Source organism: Psychrobacter sp. H7-1, assembly GCF_904846585.1.
In the GTDB taxonomy this organism is placed as follows: domain Bacteria; phylum Pseudomonadota; class Gammaproteobacteria; order Pseudomonadales; family Moraxellaceae; genus Psychrobacter; species Psychrobacter raelei.
This window is the reverse complement of sequence record NZ_CAJHBH010000004.1, coordinates 18,437-37,460: the sequence shown is the minus strand read 5'-3', so window position 1 is coordinate 37,460 and position 19,024 is coordinate 18,437. Positions and strand designations below refer to the sequence as shown.

18 protein-coding genes and 1 riboswitch are annotated in these 19,024 nt (G+C 46.4%); of the genes, 9 read left to right on the top strand and 9 right to left on the bottom strand.

Annotation, left to right across the window (positions count from 1 at the left end):
• Positions 1–273 precede the first annotated feature (273 nt).
• From JMX92_RS02410 to radA, 6 genes are all read left to right on the top strand, one after another.
• Positions 274–1,272, top strand: coding sequence for a KpsF/GutQ family sugar-phosphate isomerase (locus tag JMX92_RS02410; protein WP_110816343.1), 999 nt, complete (start codon positions 274–276; stop codon positions 1,270–1,272).
• A 129-nt stretch (positions 1,273–1,401) separates the two neighbouring features.
• Complete coding sequence (locus JMX92_RS02405) at positions 1,402–1,929, top strand: KdsC family phosphatase (RefSeq protein WP_011960096.1); 528 nt, start codon at positions 1,402–1,404, stop codon at positions 1,927–1,929.
• Between the two features lie 48 nt (positions 1,930–1,977).
• Complete coding sequence (lptC, locus tag JMX92_RS02400) at positions 1,978–2,565, top strand: LPS export ABC transporter periplasmic protein LptC (protein WP_011960097.1); 588 nt, start codon at positions 1,978–1,980, stop codon at positions 2,563–2,565.
• A 221-nt stretch (positions 2,566–2,786) separates the two neighbouring features.
• Positions 2,787–3,260 (top strand): lipopolysaccharide transport periplasmic protein LptA, encoded by a 474-nt coding sequence (lptA, locus tag JMX92_RS02395; protein ID WP_011960098.1) that lies wholly within the window; start codon positions 2,787–2,789, stop codon positions 3,258–3,260.
• 108 nt (positions 3,261–3,368) lie between these two features.
• Positions 3,369–4,079, top strand: coding sequence for an LPS export ABC transporter ATP-binding protein (lptB, locus tag JMX92_RS02390; protein ID WP_110817297.1), 711 nt, complete (start codon positions 3,369–3,371; stop codon positions 4,077–4,079).
• A 301-nt stretch (positions 4,080–4,380) separates the two neighbouring features.
• Complete coding sequence (gene radA, locus JMX92_RS02385; protein WP_110816346.1) at positions 4,381–5,829, top strand: DNA repair protein RadA; 1,449 nt, start codon at positions 4,381–4,383, stop codon at positions 5,827–5,829.
• 18 nt (positions 5,830–5,847) lie between these two features.
• On the opposite strand, the gene thiD is transcribed toward radA, so the two are convergent.
• From thiD to JMX92_RS02340, 9 genes are all read right to left on the bottom strand, one after another.
• A complete protein-coding gene (thiD, locus tag JMX92_RS02380) occupies positions 5,848–6,642 on the bottom strand; it encodes a bifunctional hydroxymethylpyrimidine kinase/phosphomethylpyrimidine kinase (RefSeq protein WP_011960101.1) in 795 nt (264 codons plus the stop codon).
• A 48-nt stretch (positions 6,643–6,690) separates the two neighbouring features.
• Positions 6,691–7,332 (bottom strand): thiamine phosphate synthase, encoded by a 642-nt coding sequence (thiE, locus tag JMX92_RS02375; RefSeq protein WP_201543704.1) that lies wholly within the window; start codon positions 7,330–7,332, stop codon positions 6,691–6,693.
• Positions 7,325–8,125, bottom strand: coding sequence for a hydroxyethylthiazole kinase (gene thiM, locus JMX92_RS02370; protein WP_201543703.1), 801 nt, complete (start codon positions 8,123–8,125; stop codon positions 7,325–7,327). The genes thiE and thiM overlap by 8 nt, the downstream gene beginning before the upstream one ends.
• A 101-nt stretch (positions 8,126–8,226) precedes the next feature.
• A riboswitch (TPP riboswitch) is annotated at positions 8,227–8,315 on the bottom strand.
• A 46-nt stretch (positions 8,316–8,361) separates the two neighbouring features.
• Positions 8,362–8,613, bottom strand: a complete 252-nt coding sequence (locus JMX92_RS02365; RefSeq protein ID WP_201543702.1) for a hypothetical protein — start codon at positions 8,611–8,613, stop codon at positions 8,362–8,364.
• Complete coding sequence (locus JMX92_RS02360; protein WP_011960104.1) at positions 8,591–9,187, bottom strand: septal ring lytic transglycosylase RlpA family protein; 597 nt, start codon at positions 9,185–9,187, stop codon at positions 8,591–8,593. Before JMX92_RS02360 ends, JMX92_RS02365 begins: the two co-directional genes overlap by 23 nt.
• Positions 9,188–9,539: 352 nt before the next feature.
• On the bottom strand, positions 9,540–10,016 hold the full coding sequence (gene greA, locus JMX92_RS02355) for a transcription elongation factor GreA (protein WP_011960105.1): 477 nt from the start codon (positions 10,014–10,016) through the stop codon (positions 9,540–9,542).
• A gap of 577 nt (positions 10,017–10,593) precedes the next feature.
• Entirely contained in the window at positions 10,594–13,854 is a 3,261-nt protein-coding gene (carB, locus tag JMX92_RS02350) for a carbamoyl-phosphate synthase large subunit (RefSeq protein WP_201543701.1), read from the bottom strand.
• A gap of 79 nt (positions 13,855–13,933) precedes the next feature.
• Positions 13,934–15,190 carry a glutamine-hydrolyzing carbamoyl-phosphate synthase small subunit gene (gene carA / locus JMX92_RS02345; RefSeq protein ID WP_155586923.1) on the bottom strand — a complete coding sequence of 419 codons (1,257 nt, stop codon included), beginning with the start codon at positions 15,188–15,190 and terminating at the stop codon, positions 13,934–13,936.
• A gap of 270 nt (positions 15,191–15,460) precedes the next feature.
• Positions 15,461–16,006: a phosphatase PAP2 family protein gene (locus tag JMX92_RS02340; RefSeq protein ID WP_011960108.1), complete on the bottom strand. Its 546-nt coding sequence runs from the start codon at positions 16,004–16,006 to the stop codon at positions 15,461–15,463.
• 316 nt (positions 16,007–16,322) lie between these two features.
• On the opposite strand from JMX92_RS02340, the gene JMX92_RS02335 reads away from it, so the two are divergent.
• The 3 genes from JMX92_RS02335 to prfB all read left to right on the top strand — a co-directional run bounded on the left by JMX92_RS02335 (position 16,323) and on the right by prfB (position 18,926).
• A complete protein-coding gene (locus tag JMX92_RS02335; RefSeq protein ID WP_011960109.1) occupies positions 16,323–16,859 on the top strand; it encodes a gamma carbonic anhydrase family protein in 537 nt (178 codons plus the stop codon).
• A gap of 122 nt (positions 16,860–16,981) precedes the next feature.
• Positions 16,982–17,677 carry an HAD family hydrolase gene (locus JMX92_RS02330; protein WP_201543695.1) on the top strand — a complete coding sequence of 232 codons (696 nt, stop codon included), beginning with the start codon at positions 16,982–16,984 and terminating at the stop codon, positions 17,675–17,677.
• Positions 17,678–17,830: 153 nt separating this feature from the next.
• Positions 17,831–18,926 (top strand): peptide chain release factor 2 gene (gene prfB / locus JMX92_RS02325; RefSeq protein ID WP_110816354.1). Its coding sequence is split into 2 segments (ribosomal slippage): positions 17,831–17,902 and positions 17,904–18,926, totalling 1,095 coding nucleotides; the frame shifts between segments, so codons are not numbered across the junction.
• Positions 18,927–19,024 lie beyond the last annotated feature (98 nt).

The following is a 19,024-nucleotide window of genomic DNA, read 5'->3' as shown; positions in this document are numbered from 1 at the left end:
AGAGCAATACTCAACAGCCGCCCATTTAAATCTAACGGCTTTGAGTCAACAATAAAAAAACCTGCTTTCTGGCAGGTTTTTTTATGCCTAAAATCGGATAAGGTTAGATATTATTACATTCTATTGACATCTAGAGCTGCTCGTAGCTTGGTGGAATATGCTAAACTTACCCCTTATAGTGAGCTATGAAATAGACCCTGAAGCGTAAGGGTTAAAAAAGCCATATTCTAATAAAAAATTACATTCCAATAACTCATAAAGCCTGATTTTATTATGCAAACACAACTGCCACCGCCCACTTATGAACAGTATATCAAGTATGCGGTAGATGCCATCCGTACTGAGCAAGCTGCATTACAGTTACTAATTGAGCAGCTTGATGAGCGTTTTGTCGAAGCGTGCGAGCTGATTCGCAATTGCAAAGGCCGAGTGGTGGTCACTGGTATGGGCAAGTCAGGCCATATTGGCCGTAAAATTGCTGCCACCTTTGCCTCAACCGGTTCTCCCTCCTTTTTTATGCATCCTGGGGAGGCAGGCCATGGTGATTTGGGCATGTTGGTGGCAGGGGATGTGCTGCTGGCCATCTCAAACTCTGGTGAGTCTGATGAGATTAAGACCTTGTTGCCTGTGGTCAAGCAATTGGCCATTCCTTTAATCAGTATCAGCCGTGATAAGCGCGGTATGCTGCCTAAGTCTGCAGATGTGGCGCTCACTTTGGGTGCTTCTGAAGAGGCTTGTCCTTTGGGGCTGGCTCCCACTTCAAGTACCACAGCGACTTTGGCCTTAGGCGATGCTATTGCTGTGGCATTGGTACATGCGCGTCATTTTACCTCAGAGGATTTTGCGCTGTCACATCCAGCAGGTGCGCTAGGACGTAAGTTATTGATGCGAGTTAGTGACTTGATGCATCAAGCCCAAAAAGATTTGCAGCTGCCCCTGGTATCGACCGATACCACGTTACATCAGGCACTATTTGTCATGACCAATGGGCGCTTAGGCATGGCGGTGGTTATGGATGAGGCGCACAAGGTAGTGGGGATTTTCACCGATGGTGATTTGCGCCGTGCACTTGAAAAACACATTGATTTGCAAACCCCTATGTCACAAATTATGACCCCCAATCCCAAACAAATCTCAAAAGATATGCGGGCCTCAGATGCTTTAAGTTTAATGAACGAAAAAGCCATCAGCCAGCTACTGGTAGTCGATGAGCAGCAGCAGCTTGAAGGGGTGATTAGCATTCATGACTTACTACAAGCGGGCGTGAGTTAGGCGTGATCATAAGCTTGTTATCTTAAATCATAAAAGGCTGTGCGCTTTTTACAGCTGTTGAGCCACTAAATACTGTCTTATTTTTTAATACATTTCAATTCGCGACGACACATAGGGTAAGTAGATATTATGCAAGACTTAATCCAAGCTGCAGGCAAAGTAAAATTGTTGGTGCTCGATGTAGATGGCATCTTATCTAATGGCTATATTATTTATGATGGCGAAGAGATAGAGACCAAGTGTTTTAATGTGAAAGATGGCATGGGCATCAAAGCAGTAAAATGGGCTGGCGTTAAAACGGCTATTATCACAGGTCGATCAAGTCCTATGGTCAATAAAAGGGCCAAAGAGATGGGTATTGATTATGTGATCCAAGGCCGTGATGATAAGCTTGAAGCGCTTAATCAGCTCCTATTAGATTTGCCAATAAGCTTAGAGCAGTGTGCTTATATGGGTGATGATCTGCCAGATATTAAGGCCCTGCAGTCGGTGGGTTTCTCTGCTACAGTAGCTAATGCCCATGCTGAGGTATTAAGCCGAGTGATGATGGTCACCACGCGTGCAGGTGGAGAGGGTGCCGTACGTGAGGTTTGTGATTTGATTTTAAAAGGTCATGGCAAGTACGAGCAATATATTAGCCAGTATGTGCTTGATTAATCAGCACTTAACACCATTTATTTTTTGTTATGGTCATAAAGAGGTGTAATGAATACCCGATTTTTATTTATCCTATCCTTGCTTGTGGCAGTATTTGCGGTATGGTTTTATCGCAATCAGGGCGAGCTTGACTCGATTATCAACTTATCTACTACCAATATTGAGTATGAAGCTACCGATATTTTGGCAGTTCAGACCAATGATGATGGGGTGGCTGAGTATTCATTAGCTGCCGATACTTTGACCCATTATGCCGATCAAAACTTGGATAAATTGGAGGCGATGAAGCTTAACTGGCGCCCCAGTCCCAATCGCAGTGTGTTGATTAATGCTGACGAAGCGGTGATGTATCATGAACAATCCAAAGTGGTGATGACCAATAATGTGTTGTTCTCGAGCCAAACTGCCGCAAATAATCTGGACAATAAGCCGCCTATGAAATTAGTGGCTTCAGAGCTTATAGGCGATTTGGAACAAAAAAGGGTCTATAGCAACACGCCCATTAAAGTGACCCAAGGACAAAACAGCTTTGAATCTTCAAGATTTTTGGCAGATGTGAACACAGGTGATTACGAGTTTGCCCAAGTGGCGGTTACCTTCATGCCACCGGCCCGCAAAGACGTGCCCTTATTTTAGATAGCTGTCTATTTTAAATGACGACTTATTTTTGATAGCTACTTATTCATTATTGTAGATAGCTACTGACTTTAAATAATTACTTTAGGCCATAATTTAGGAAAAACATTGTGAATAAACGCTCAAATACGCTAGCGCCAATACTCTCAACCCCGCACTCACCAAGCTTGATACCGGTGCTGAGCAAAATCACGCTTTTTGCCGCCACTGCTTTGGCGTCTATGGTCTCATTTAATGCCAATGCCTTGCCCTCTGATGCGCAGCAACCTATCCATCTGTTGGCGGATAAAGCCACTTATAGTGAGCGCACCGGTGTGACCTCCTACTCAGGCAATGTCACCATTACTCAAGGTACTTTAAAGCTTGCAGCAGATAATATTACCGTGAATTTATCTAATAGCCGCAGTATCTTATCCGCTGTCGCCACAGGCCGCCCAGCCACCATGCAGCAAGTGGTCACCAAAGAAAAAGGCTTGGCTCGCGGTCAAGCCAACAAGATTGATTACAATGCCCAAAATGGTATTGTGACTTTGACCGGTAACGCCAAGCTTACCCAAAATGGCGCAAGTTTCGCCGGCAACGTTATTCGCTATAGCTTAAAAGTGGGTGACGTTGAGGCTACTGCAGGCGGCAGTCAGCGTGTTGAGCTTGTTTTCCCGCCCAGTGAATCCAATAGTCGTACAGGAATTAGGTAGGTTATGAGTAACTCTGCATCGAATGCCCCAAAGCCTGAAGTGATAAGCCCTTTAGAGAAAACCCCCGTGTCGATAGCGCAGCCAGTTAGCTCGGATACTGCGTTGACCATGCTTAATCTGGCCAAGCGCTACGGTAAGCGCTGGGTGGTAAAAGATGTATCATTTAGCGTAGAGCCAGGTCAGGTTGTGGGTTTGTTAGGCCCGAACGGCGCTGGTAAGACCACCAGCTTTTATATGGTGGTAGGGCTGGTGAATATGGATAAAGGCATGGTAAAGCTTGGCAATCAAGACCTGTCTAAATACGCCATGCATGAGCGCGCGCGCGCCGGTATTGGTTATCTACCCCAAGAGGCTTCTATTTTTCGTAAGCTGACCGTACGAGAGAACATTCTTGCGATTTTACAAACCCGAAAAGACTTAGATAAAGCGGCGCAGGAGCAAGAGCTTAACAAACTCATCGCTGATTTTAGCTTAGAGCATGTGTGCCATTCGCTCGGTATGAGTGTATCAGGGGGTGAGCGTCGGCGCTGTGAGATTGCACGTGCACTGGCGGCCAATCCGAAGTTTATTTTATTGGATGAACCCTTTGCTGGTGTTGATCCTATCTCAGTCAGTGACATCAAAGAGGTGATTGTGGCGCTAAAACGCCGCGGTATTGGGGTGCTGATTACCGACCATAACGTGCGTGAGACGCTGGCGATTTGTGAGCATGCGTATATCGTAAGTGAGGGCGCTATTATTGCCCATGGTACCTCAGAGGAGGTGTTAAATAACGAGCTGGTGCAAGAGGTGTATTTAGGCCGCGACTTCCAGGCTTAGTCGTCACCTATTGTCAGCGGGGGGTCAGCCGGTGGCATCACTATTAAACACAGCCTTTTAGACAATCCGTTATAGATTAAATGAGGCAGATGTCGTAGACGCATAGGCTTTTTAGTCCGTTGTTTATGGCATGCCCATACTTATTGCTATTTTCATTCTCCTCGCATCCTAAAGATAGCTGGCTGTTACAGGCTGGCTATTTTTAACGCCAAAGTTTGTCGCAATCGGCGCATCTTTATTAATCAACCATTTTGCATATGAGACGCCTCATATGTAGCATCACTTACTAAGGGTAGCGGTTATGGCCAAATCAAAATCAAGTTATGTCTGCCAAAATTGCGGCGCCTATTTTGGTAAATGGGCCGGACAATGCTCTGACTGTGGGGAGTGGAATACTCTTGTTGAGGCGCCCAATGTCAGCCTACCGCATCACAATAAGTCGGCGGCTAAAGGCGCTATGGCAGCACATACAGGCCCTAAGGTGTTGGCTGGTGCAAAGTCTGATCGTATGAATTATTCAGGCTCACAAAGCGGCGTTGTCACGTTAGGCTCAGTCAATGTCACCTTCGATACCCGTCTGCCTACTGGGATTAGTGAATTTGACCGCGTCCTTGGTGGCGGCTTAGTGGCCGGCTCAGTGGTGCTTATTGGTGGTGACCCTGGTATTGGTAAATCGACCATTTTATTGCAGACAGCGGCCAATATGGCAGACCCTGAGTCTTTGTCCGGCAGTGCATTGTATGTGACCGGAGAGGAGTCGTTATCGCAAGTGGCCATGCGGGCACAGCGCTTAGGGTTATCCAGCGATCACTTAAAGGTCATGACAGAGACCAATGTGGAGACCATCTGCGCAGCACTGACCCAAGAGCAGCCTGCGGTGGCTATTATTGACTCTATTCAGACTATTTATACCGATGCCATAAACTCGGCACCCGGGGGCGTCAGTCAAATTCGAGAGTCAGCAGCAATGCTCACCCGCTATGCCAAGCAAACCGGTACGGCCTTATTCTTGGTGGGTCATGTGACCAAAGAGGGTACGTTGGCTGGGCCACGCGTGCTTGAGCACATGGTGGATACGGTGTTGTATTTCGAGGGTCAGTCTGATTCTCGCTTTCGTATGATACGTGCGGTAAAAAACCGCTTTGGCGCGGTCAACGAGCTGGGTATTTTTGGAATGACAGATACCGGTCTAAAAGAAGTGGCCAATCCTTCAGCCATATTCTTAAGTCGTTATGATAAGCCGATATCTGGATCCATTGTCATGGTTAGCCGTGAAGGCACTCGGCCGCTATTGGTAGAGGTGCAAGCGTTGGTCGATGATTCTGCGGGGCAGCCCAGACGTATGGCATTAGGCCTAGATCCTCAGCGCTTGGCGATGCTGCTGGCGGTCATGCACCGTCATGGCGGTATACATACCAGCGGACAGGATGTGTATGTCAACGTGGTGGGCGGGGTAAAAGTGATGGAGACCGGCTCAGACTTGGCGGTACTGTTAGCTTGTGCCTCAAGTATTAAGGAGCGGCCGTTGCCCTCATCTTTGGCGGTATTTGGTGAGGTGGGGCTATCGGGCGAGATACGCCCGGTTCCCAACGGTCAAGAGCGCCTAAAAGAGGCAATGAAACACGGCTTCACCCACGCCATCGTACCCAAAGCCAATGCCCCAAAAAACCTTATGGGGCAGTTTAAGGGTATCACAGTGATAACGGCTGATCGCTTGGATGATGCCATTGACCGAGCGTTTGAAATTTAAGGCGCTGAGTGTTTTAAATTAGCGCTCATAATACGCGTAAAAATGATGCACCGGACCATGGCCATGACCGACATTAAGCTCATCTGCATGCGCTAGAGCACCCGTCAGATAAGCTTTGGCCTTAGCACAAGCTAGGCTTAAGCTGTCTCCTTGACTCCAAAAAGTCGCGATGGCGGCAGATAGGGTGCAGCCAGTGCCGTGGCTGTTTTTAGTAGCGATACGCGCCGCCTCCAGCCACTGACTTTGACCCTCTACCCATAACAGATCTGGAGAGTCTGGCTGATTAAGCAGGTGACCGCCTTTTAAAAAGGTGGCGACCCCTAAACGCTCTGCCTGCTCGAGCATCTGTTCTCGGGTGGTGGCCTCAGCTTCACCCAGTAAATCAGCAGCTTCTGGCAGGTTGGGGGTAATCAGCCCCACTTGGGGCAATAATAGCTCACGCAAGGCCGCCACCGCATCACTGTCCAGCAGTCTATCGCCGCTTTTAGCAACCATGACCGGGTCTAGCACTACCTTGGTGGGTTGGTAAGTCTGAAGCGCTTCTGCCACACAGCGGATGACCTCAGCGGTACCTAACATTCCAATTTTCACCGCATCGACCTGTACATCGCTAAATACAGAATCTAATTGAGCACGAATTAAGTCAGTTGGCATCATCTGAATTTGCTGCACACCTTGGGTGTTTTGTGCCACCACGGCGGTGATGACACTCATCGCATAGCTACCATTGGCGCTAATGGCCTTAATGTCGGCTTGAATACCGGCGCCGCCTGTACAGTCTGTACCAGCAATAGTTAATACATTTTTAATCACCGCTACGCTCCTTAAAAATTAGGATGGTTATTGATAGCCTATCTTATGTTATCGCTGTGCTATCAGCAGCTCAGCTGCTTGCTTTGGATCATCGGCCGCACAAATCGCAGAGACTACAGCGATCCCATGACAGCCTGTTTGGTACACTTGCCTGGCATTAGCATGGTTAATGCCGCCAATGGCCACTGTGGGCAATACGCTGGCCTTGGATAAAGTGCTCAATCCCTCTAAGCCTATAGGCTCGGCATGATCTTGTTTGGTAGCGGTAGCGAATACAGGGCCTAGTCCGACATAATCGAGCAGATCAAGGTGATGGTGGTGCGTCTGCTGTAACTGCGCTAAAGCATTAATAGACAGCCCCAGCCAAGCATCATGGCCTAAAATATTTCGGGCCTGTTCAACACTCAAGTCGCCTTGACCGATATGAGCACCATCGAGTTTGGCTTTATGTGCAATCTGCACTTTGTCATTGATAACCAAAGGAACACGACCAGCAATGGCCTCTTTAAGCTCACAGGCTGTGGTATACAAGGCCTCATCGCTGGCGTGTTTGTCACGCAACTGCACTAGGGTCACGCCGCCATCGATGGCAGCAAGCACCGTCTCAATCAGTCCCTTATCAGCGCATAGAGCGCTATCGGTGACCAAATATAGCGATAAGGCATCGGCAGATTTATTATGTTTATTCATAAAATATTACTCGTGCTTGTTGAGAGACATCGGTTGCCTGTAGGGCATACAAACTATCGAGGAAGTGGATATAAAAGCTGCCAGGCCCTTGAGCAATCTGCATGGCGTGCTCAGCGGCCTGTCCGTAATAACATAAGGCGGTGACAGCCGCTTGTGCCATAGCCTTCTTATTGGCGCCTACAAAGCCGGCTATGAGCGCCGTTAAGGCACAGCCAATGGCGGTGACTTGAGTCATCATAGGATGGCCATGATTAATAGCCCAGCGGTTCATGCCATCGGTCACCCAGTCAATCTCTCCGGTAACCACCACTACCTTGGCATATTGGGTCAAGGCTTCAGCTGCTGCATGGGCCGCCGCCACGCTATCGCCGCTATCGGTGCCCCTGCTTTGACTACTCATACCCGCCAGAGCCAATATTTCTGAAGCATTGCCGCGAATGACATCAGGCTGTAGTGACAGTAGCTGCCGGCAAGCTTGTTGCCGAAATGCAGTGGCACCCACAGCGACTGGGTCTAGCACCCAAGGAATGCCTTTGCTGTGTGCCATCTTGGCCGTGGCCAGCATGCTGTTTAGACGAGTTTGGGTCAGCGTACCGATGTTAATCGCTAGGGCATCAGATAAGCACACAAAGTCAGGGGCTTCTTGAATGTCATGTACCATAGCAGGCGAGGCGCGACAGGCCAAAAGCACATTGGCAACCGTATTATGGGCGACATCATTGGTGAGGTTATGGACCAAAGCAGATTGGTCTTTAAAGGCGTGAAAACAAGACTCGATGAATGGTAACTGCATCTTCCCTCCGAATAGGATAAGAGGGCGTTTAGAAACACACAGCATGACGGCACGCTTATGATAAAGGTGGCAAGTTAACAATCAACCCTTACCCAAAGATGCCGTTATCGCTATACACTCCCTACGCCAGTATAATCTGGATCAGGTTCAAAGGGTGCATCTCAGCCCAAGGGCGCCCCTGTGATAACTTAAAAACAAATAAAACAGCTGCTTATCATAGCTAAGATGGCTTTTTTTCACAAGGGTTTGAGCGGCCTATCTTGCTCAGCTTTTTTAAACTTAGGGCTTTGAAGTTGCCGACTCAAAAATTGGGCATAAAAAAAGACCTGCCGTTTACGGTGCAGATCTTCTTTTGATCCTGGTTTTAGCCCACCAGGCCGCTTATCGACAAGCGTAAATTTATCACCCTGACTTGATTTAGCAACTGTACTTTTAAAAACCAGCAGCTTACTAAGATTAGCAGGATTAAGGTGAACCCACTCTTTCAATGGTCACATTGGCAATACCACGGCTTACCAAACCGATCTGCTTAGCAGCAGCATAAGATAAATCCAACACACGGTTACCATGGTAAGGACCACGGTCATTCACTTTGACTACCACGCTCTTACCGTTACCTTTGTTGGTGACACGTAAGTAAGTATTAAAAGGTAAAGAGGGGTGTGCTGCGGTTAATGAGTTCATATCAAAGCGCTCACCACTGGCAGTCTTTCTGCCATGGAACTTGCCACCGTACCAAGAGGCACGACCACTTTGTTTGAATTTGTTAACAGCATTTGAGGCTACTAACGTTAAATGAGATAACACATCATCGTTATCTTGGCTAACTTTACTACCTTTGGCATTCATCAATGAGCTGCTGGCAGCTAAAGATGAGGGCTCAAAGGAGGTTTGTAATAAAGAGGTGGGTTGGCTTTTTTTGCGTGCTAACTCGTTGAGTACACTGTCGATATCGCTTGGGCTTTTAACGCTGATAGTTTGCTTAGAATCCGTAGCGTGAGCCAGATTAGTGGCTCCTACCATGCATGCTAGCGCACATAGAGCTGATGTGAATTTCTTCATAATTGCCTCGTAAGCATTTATCTTAAGTAATGGAAACTCAAAAGATTATGCATTTACTATAAAAATACTACTTAATTAAATAGCTTAAATAAAAATGGGTTAAATAAAAAATACTTATCTAAATTGTTAACATTGGCTATAAAACCATAGGAGGTAAAGATACACACGAAGTGTCACATTTAGATTTGCCAATGTTATCTTTTTGTAACTTAACATTAAGCAAAGGGGATTTGCAAGTGACGCTAGAGTTCAATTTTATAGATAATAGACCATTTTTTGATCTATGAATAGTAAAAATATTGAACTCTAGCTAAATAAAGGACGCAATAAATTAAAATTTATTGGTTAAGCATTACTGATAAATAACTTCGATAATTTCAAATTCTACCAGGCCGCTTGGGGTCTCAATACGTGCCTCATCACCCTCTGATTTACCGATTAAACCTCGAGCAATAGGGGAGTTGACGGAGATTTTGTTGTTCTTAAAGTCTGCCTCATCATCGCCCACAATCTGATAGCGCTTTTGCTCTTCAGTGTCTAGGTTTTCGATAACCACAGTCACACCAAATACGACGCGGCCCTCACGTGGTAAGGTAGCCGGATCAATAACTTGAGCGCCAGAGAGTTTGGCTTCAATGTCACGAATACGAGCTTCACAAAAACCTTGTTGCTCACGGGCGGCGTGGTATTCTGCATTTTCTTTTAAGTCGCCATGTTCGCGGGCTTCAGCAATCGCAGCCGTGATGCGCGGACGATCTACGCTTTTGAGTTGCTTAAGCTCGGCTTCTAACGCAGCATGTCCTTGCGGAGTCATTGGGTAACGTTGCATATCATCTTCCTCATATACATATATGGATGAATAAATTAATAAACAAAAAACACCCCAGCACTCATCACTAAGAGGGTGCTGTTGGTGTCAGGCTTAGGTTAAGTTGTGTGTCGACCTTCTATTTTCAGCGCTGAGCTAAAAAAAGACGACTTATAACAAAAATTGCTAACCGAAGCTGTCGATTAGCAATTAAAAAAAACATAAGGTGGTACGTTATCAAGCCAGTGTATTAATGTTGAACAAAAAGCGACTGCTTAATAACAAGCCTAGAGTTATTAGCCTAAACTTTTTAGGTCAATAAGTCCACTTTTATATTAGGGTTTTCACATCAATAACGGTATCATATAAATGATAAGAGGTCTTATTATAAAAGCTCATCTTGGTTTGTATCGCTAAATTTTGTTACCGGCGACTGCCATGAGCTGTGACAATTTAGAGCCATCACAACACACAACAGCCACCCGCGAAACTTACGTTTTAGCTTTCAGTTTATAGTAGCCAAGCAGCTTACTTAATAGCTGCTTGCAACCCGTTGGCTTTATAAGTCTACTTTTGGCAGCTTTAATCAAACCAGTGACTAAAGTGCGGCTTCGTGTAACGCTTGTAATTTATAGACATCAAAAGGCAAGTCGATGGCATAAGACTTACATACCGCATCGGCTGCGCCTAAAGTGGTGACATAGAACACCTTGCTTTGAAGGGCATTGCGGCGAATTGAGAACGAGTCCTCTTGCGCTTGCTTACCTTCGGTTGTATTGATAATAAGGTCGATTTCACCATTTTTCAAGGCATCAACGACATGAGGACGACCTTCAGTCACTTTATTAATGCGTTTGCACTCGATGCCTTGCTCGGTGAGATACTGCTCAGTACCTGCGGTGGCCACCAATTTAAAGCCAAAATCAATGAGCTGTTTGGCGATAGGTGCAATGTTAGGCTTGTCGCTATCACGCACTGAGATGAATACCGTCTTAGTCTCGCCCTGTTTTGGTAGGCCTGGTAGACGCTCATTAGAGCCGATAATGCCTTTATAGAAAGCTTCACCGAAGGTTTTGCCAACGCCCATCACTTCACCGGTTGACTTCATTTCAGGGCTTAAGATAGGGTCCACACCTGGGAATTTAGCGAATGGGAAGACCGACTCTTTCACTGCAAAGAAAGTGGGCTTAATTTCTTGGGTGAATTTTTGATCCTGTAGTGAGGTACCAGCCATACAGCGAGCCGCCACTTGAGCCAGTGACTTGCCAATGCATTTAGAAACAAAAGGCACGGTACGCGCAGCACGAGGGTTCACCTCTAAGATGTAAACGGTGCCATCTTTTACCGCAAACTGTACGTTCATTAAGCCTACCACGCCAAGCTCTTTGGCCATGGCCACGGTTTGAGCGCGCATCTCATCACAAATCTCATCAGATAGAGAATAAGGCGGTAATGAGCAGGCTGAGTCGCCTGAGTGAACACCGGCTTGTTCGATGTGCTGCATGATCCCGCCGATAACCACTTCATTGCCGTCACTAACACAGTCTACGTCCACCTCAATGGCGTCATCTAAGAAGCGATCTAACAGTACTGGTGCTTCATTAGAAGCTTGTACCGCTGTGCGCAAATAGTGCTTAAGCTCTTCTTCGTTGTAGACAATCTCCATGGCACGGCCGCCGAGTACATAAGATGGGCGAACGACTAATGGATAGCCGACGCTGCTGGCCTTCATTAAGCCATCTTCCATGCTGGTGGCTAGGGCGTTTGGTGGCTGAATCAGATTTAGCTGCTGAATCATGTGTTGGAAGCGCTCACGGTCTTCAGCGCGGTCAATGGCATCAGGAGAGGTACCAATGATGTTCACGCCTGCAGCTTCTAAGGCACGAGCTAATTTAAGTGGGGTTTGACCACCGAATTGCACGATAACCCCTTCAGGTTTTTCGATACGGACAATTTCTAGCACATCCTCTAGGGTGATCGACTCAAAGTACAAGCGGTCTGAGGTATCATAGTCGGTTGAAACCGTTTCTGGGTTACAGTTCACCATGATGGTCTCATAGCCGTCTTCACGCATGGCAAGGGCTGCGTGCACACAGCAGTAATCAAACTCAATACCTTGACCAATACGGTTTGGGCCACCGCCAATAACCATGATTTTTTTGTTATCGGTTGGATTCGCCTCGCACTCTTCATCATAGGTTGAGTACATATAAGCGGTAGAGGTCGCAAATTCAGCGGCACAAGTATCCACACGCTTATAAACCGGATAGACCTGTAAGTCCCAGCGCTTTTTGCGCAGCTGCTTTTGAGATACGCCGAGCAGTTTGGCCAAGCGTAAATCAGATAGGCCTTTGCGCTTAAACTTGCGTAGATTTGCGGCATTAAGACCACCGAAGCCTAGCAGCTTAACCTGCTCTTCGGTTTTTACAATGTCTTGAATTTGAACCAAGAACCAAGGGTCGATATTGGTCAGTTTAAATACTTCATCAACACTCATACCTAAGCGGAAGGCATCTGCGATATAGAAGATACGCTCAGGAGTAGGGACGGTTAAACGGTTTTTAATCTCAGCCTTTACTTTGTCCTCGCTGATTTTGCCGGCTTTTAGAGCAGCAAAGTCGATTTGCTCATCAAAACCATCAGCACCCGTCTCAAGGCCACGCAGCGCTTTGTGCATCGACTCTTGGAAGTTACGGCCGATAGCCATGACTTCACCCACAGACTTCATCTGGGTTGATAAGATGTTTTCTGCTTGTGGGAATTTTTCGAAGTTAAAGCGTGGAATCTTGGTGACAACATAGTCAATAGATGGCTCAAAGCTGGCTGGTGTTTTACCGCCAGTGATGTCGTTTTGCAGCTCATCAAGTGTATAACCCACGGCCAATTTGGCAGCGATTTTAGCAATTGGGAAGCCGGTTGCTTTTGAGGCCAGAGCTGATGAGCGAGATACACGAGGGTTCATCTCAATCACCACCATACGGCCGGTTTTTGGGTTCACCCCAAACTGAACGTTAGAGCCGCCGGTTTCCACACCAATCTCACGCAGTACGGCCAGTGACGCGTTACGCATGATTTGGTATTCTTTGTCGGTAAGCGTCTGAGCAGGGGCAACTGTTATTGAGTCGCCGGTGTGCACGCCCATTGGGTCGACGTTTTCGATGGCACAGATAATGATACAGTTATCATTTTTGTCGCGTACCACTTCCATCTCATATTCTTTCCAGCCGATTAATGATTCATCAATCAATAACTGGTTGGTAGGCGATAAGTCAAAACCACGCTCACAAATTTCGATAAACTCGTCACGGTTGTAAGCGATACCACCGCCTGAGCCGCCCATAGTGAATGATGGACGGATGATACATGGGAAGCCAAGTCTACTTTGAATGTCAAAGGCTTCTTCCATGCTCTCAGCAATCTCAGCGCGTGGACATTCAAGGCCAATACGCTTCATGGCTTGGTCAAACAGTTCGCGGTCTTCAGCCATCTCGATGGCATCTTTGGTTGCCCCGATGAGCTCAACGTTGTATTTTTCTAAGACGCCGTTTCTATCTAAGTCTAGTGCACAGTTAAGTGCCGTCTGACCACCCATGGTCGGCAAGATAGCGTCTGGACGTTCTTTATCAATAATTTGCTCAACCGTTTGCCAAGTAATCGGTTCAATATAGGTGGCATCAGCCATCACAGGGTCAGTCATGATGGTGGCGGGGTTTGAGTTGACTAAGATAACGCGGTAGCCTTCCTCGCGAAGTGCTTTACAAGCTTGTGCGCCTGAGTAGTCAAACTCACAAGCTTGACCGATAACGATAGGGCCGGCGCCAATAATTAGGATGCTTTTAATATCAGTACGTTTTGGCATAAGTCTCTCTTTTTTATATATTTAGTTCTGTGTCTATGGGTGACAATCAGCAAAATGCGTCGAGCGTATTGGCTGGTGATTAAGCCTGTTTGTTCTGCTGCATTAAGTCAGCAAATCTCTTAAATAAGGGCGCCGCATCTTGAGGGCCAGGGCTTGCCTCTGGGTGACCTTGGAAACTAAATACAGGTTTGTTGGTCAGCTCAATACCTTGGTTGGTGCCATCGAATAATGAGCGGTGCGTGGCTTTGACATTGTCTGGTAAGGTGGATTCGTCTACGGCAAAGCCATGGTTTTGAGAGGTAATCATCACCTTTTTGCTGGCCAAATCCTGTACAGGGTGGTTGGCACCGTGGTGACCGGTTTTCATTTTCATGGTCTTGGCACCGCTGGCAAGGCCGACCAGCTGATGACCTAAGCAGATACCAAAGGTTGGGATGTCTGTCTCTTCAATGATGTGACGTACCGCATCGATGGCGTAATCACAAGCGGCAGGGTCACCAGGGCCATTTGATAAGAAAATACCGTCTGGGTTTTGTGCCAAGACATCAGCAATAGGCGTTTGCGCCGGTACCACAGTCACTTTACAGCCCAAATCTACTAACATGCGTAGGATATTGGTTTTGGTGCCAAAATCGTAAGCGACCACGTCATATTGATGATCAATATGCTCGCCAAGCTTTTTGTAATAGCCGCCGGTTTGGCTCTCGGTTACCCCATGTACGCCACGGTCTGCCAGCTCCCAAGTGCCTTCTGTCCACTCAAAGCCTTCAGGGTTGCAGCACTCTTTGGCCAAGTCCATACCTTCTAGGCCTTCCCACTGCTGGGCAATTTCGATGGCTTTTTGGATATCTTCTTCACTGATGGTCGCGCCATTGCTGGCAGTCATGATACAGCCATTTTGAGCGCCTTTATCACGCAGGATACGGGTCAGTTTGCGGGTATCAATCTCAGCGATAGCCACAGTCTGCTGGCGCTGTAAATAATCGCTTAAGCTTTCTGAGTTGCGGAAGTTTGAGGTGGTCATGGTGGCATCACGAATGATTAAGCCCTCTGCCCAAACTTGGTTGTTTTGATAGATGTTGCCAGATTCGGCATCTTCAACGTTGGTACCTGTATTACCGATGTGTGGGTAGGTTAGGGTAACGATTTGTTTGGCATAACTTGGGTCAGTCAGGATTTCTTGATACCCAGTCATTGAAGTATTGAAGACTACTTCACCTACGCGGCTACCTGCTGCACCAATTGAGATGCCACGAAAAATATTACCATCGGCCAAAGCCAAAATAGCTTCAACTTCATTAGAGATATTGTGTGTTGTGTCTTGTTGTACGCCCATATTACCACCCTTATAATTCGTGTTTATCATGACCTAGTAATTGTGAAGGTTGCGGCTATGTTGTGACCTAAAAACCGCTAAGGCACAAATTTTAGTCGCAAAAAAAGCGAGTAGCACGGTAACAGAAAACAACAATATCACTAAAAGAAAAGTCATTAGTGAACGTTGCAAACTGTGTCATGTCTACTCGCTTAGGTACAGATTTTGCGTATTATACAAAACCTGACTGCAAATGGCTAGGCAATCCTAAAAATATTACATAAAACAAAGTTAGAATTGATAGTGAACCGCCAATTGATAAGACTCAGGGGCTAAATTGGCACTGATTAATAAGTCGTCATTGTGATAGCTTTTGGTTAAAAACATGCTGCTGGCTATCCCAAGCGCTGCGCCAGCCAGCACATCTGAGGTATGATGTTTGTCTGACTCTACGCGGCTGTAGCCCACAAATGTTGCACCAACATAGGCGGGTATACTGTACTCAAGTCCATAGCGCTTGTGAATAAAGCTTGCTCCCTGAAAAGCAATGGAGGTATGTCCTGACGGAAATGAGTCATTGTCACTGTGATCAGGGCGCTCTCTATCAATGCTCTTTTTTAATCCATACGTCACCACAGCATTGGTCGCAAAGGATTTATAAAATTGACTGCGCCCCTCAGGGTCATCCATATAATAGGTAGAGCCATAAGCCAGGGCGGGAATTGTGACGGCGATAACATCACCTGCAGTTTCGATGTCTGATTTTGCATACGCGGGGCTGGCAGCCAAAGCTGAGCCTGAAAGTAGTAAAGCGGCGGTAAGGTGCTTGTGATGCATCAAAGAAATCCTAAATTAAGGGACAACATTTAACTAAAAAGTGACAGATAAGCTGAACTGGCTCTATAGTACTATGCCAGCTTTGTATGACAGCGATATATCTTTGTCGTTTTTTGTGAAAAATTTGCTAATAACAGCTTAAAGCATTGATAATAGCACGGGATGAAATCTCAATGCACGAGCTTGTATAGGCTTGGATAACATTTTACTTAATGACGTTAAAAATATATGTAATTAATGCTAGCCTAGTCAGAGAACTGACATCAAGGTAGGGTCAGCAATAACCGCAAACAAATAACTTAAAAGGATGTCACCGATGATTTATAAATTTTTGGACAAAGCCCCGCAGTTTGCCACCCCTTTTCAAGGCTGGGTTGCCGATAGCGCCCGCGTGATTGGGGATGTGTATTTAGGCCATCAAGCCAGCGTTTGGTTTGGTGCGGTAATCCGTGGTGATAATGAGCGCATTCATATTGGTGATTACAGTAATGTGCAAGAAAATGCGGTGATTCACACGGATGCTGGCATACAGGTCACTATCGGTGAGTATGTCACCATAGGACACTTGGCCATGTTGCATGGTTGCACAGTCGGCGATAATAGCTTAATTGGCATCGGCGCTGTGGTATTAAACAATGCCAAAATTGGTAAAAACTGTATTATTGGTGCCAAGGCCTTGGTGACTGAAGGCAAGGAGATTCCTGACAACTCATTGGTGATGGGCGCGCCGGCCAAAGTGGTTAAAACCTTAACTGAAGAGCAGGTGGCTTTTTTAAAAATGTCAGCGCTGCACTATGCAAAAAAGTGTCAACAATTTAAAGCAGGCTTAGAGCCAGTGAGCGCACCTGAATAATGAAATGAGCATAAATACCACACATCAAAACGACGCTAAACACAACATATAAAACGATGGGCAGCTTTTACAGTGTTTAAGTATGGCCCATCCACTTATGACCCATGCACTAAGGAAAATACATGCAGCAAAGTGATGCCCAGCAAAAAGAATTGGCCTTGTTCGACTTAGACCACACCTTACTTGATGTCGATAGTGACTATCTGTGGGGCGAGTATATTGTAAAAAATGGCTTGGTCGATGAGGCGCAGTACCGCACTGCCAATCAAAAATTTTATGAGCAGTACATAGAAGGTACCCTAGATGCGACTGAATACAATGAATTTGTGGCTCAGTTTTTAACCAGTTTGCCTCTTGATGAGCTGTGTCAAATCCGTGAGGCGTATATAAAAACTGAAATTGAGCCACACATACGGCCAAAAGCCATTAGTGCCATCCAGCATCATATCGAAGCGGGGCATGACGTGGTCATTATTTCAGCCACCAATGATTTTGTGGTATCTGCTATCGCTCAGCGCTTCGGTATCGAGCCGGTCAATGTGCTGGCCACGCCGCTTGAGGTGCAGGATAATCGTTATACGGGCAAATTAACCCACAAACCCAACTTCAAAGAAGGTAAAATATATCATCTAAATAAGTGGTTAGAGGCCAAGCACGCACAAGGCACTCGTTACAGTAAGACTTATGCTTATTCTGACTCAAAAAATGATCTGCCTTTATTACAATGGGCAGATATACCAGTGGCAGTTACCCCAGATGAGGTGCTGCACGCGCATGCTTTAGCGCACCGCTGGGCAGTTGAGGACTGGAAATTATAACCTCTTGTCCCCAGTATGACGCCTTCACGATATTTATATGGTTGATAGGCTCATTAGAGGGGTAGGTCGATTTATGACACTTATCTACTTAATGAGCGCTATCCATTCATTCTTTTTTATTCCTTATAGCTGACAAACAACCGCGGAAACCCTATGGAAATTAACCAATATCAAGAACAAATCAAAGATTTAAGCGAGCGCTCACAGGACATGCGGAGGTATCTTTGACTTCGATGGTAAGTCAGAGCGCCTAGAGGAGGTTAATCTTGAGATGGCGTCGCCAGAGCTTTGGAATGACCCAGAGCGCGCGACCAAAATCAGCAAAGAAAAAAGCCAGCTTGATGCAGTGATTACTACCATTACCGGTCTAGACACTACTCTTGAAGATGCCGCTGCCATGCTTGAGCTGGCGGTAGAGGCCGATGATGAAGGCTTGCTTGAAGAGGTGCAAAATGAGCTTAATGCTGCCCAAGCTTTGGTAGAGGATTTAGAGTTTAAGCGCATGTTCGATGGCGAGATGGATGCCAATAACTGCTTCGTTGATATTCAATCAGGCAGTGGGGGTACCGAGGCGCAAGACTGGGCGGAGATGCTGCTACGCATGTATACCCGTTGGTGTGAGTCGCACGGATTTAAGGTTGAGATTATTGAGGTGTCAGCGGGTAGTGTGGCTGGCGTGAAATCAGCCTCATTTAAAGTCAGCGGTGATTATGCCTTTGGCTGGCTGCGAACCGAGACAGGTGTACATCGCTTGGTGCGCAAATCACCCTTTGATAGCAATAATGGCCGTCATACCTCGTTTGCTGCGGTGTTTGTGTCGCCTGAGATTGATGATGATTTTGAGATTGATATTAATCCGGCTGATTTACGTATTGATACCTATCGCTCAAGTGGGGCAGGTGGTCAACACGTCAACACCACCGACTCTGCGGTGCGTATTACCCACGTACCGACGGGTACCGTGGTGCAGTGTCAAAATGAGCGCAGCCAACACGGCAACAAAGCCACGGCCATGAAGATGCTACGCGCTAAATTGTATGAGCTTGAGATGCAAAAGCGTATGGAGCAGCAGCAAGCCGTTGAAGATAATAAATCTGATGTGGGCTGGGGCAGTCAAATTCGCTCGTATGTGCTTGATGACTCACGTATTAAAGATTTACGTACTGGTGTTGAGACCTTTAATACCGGTGCAGTATTAGATGGTGATTTGGATCAATTTATTGAGGCAAGTCTTAAAGCAGGATTATAAACAGGCTCATCAGGCCCTAGGCGAACAGCAGTAAACAGGTACTATTCTTAAACAATTCTTAAACATTTTTTATTTGGTAAAATTTTACTTATCAATGT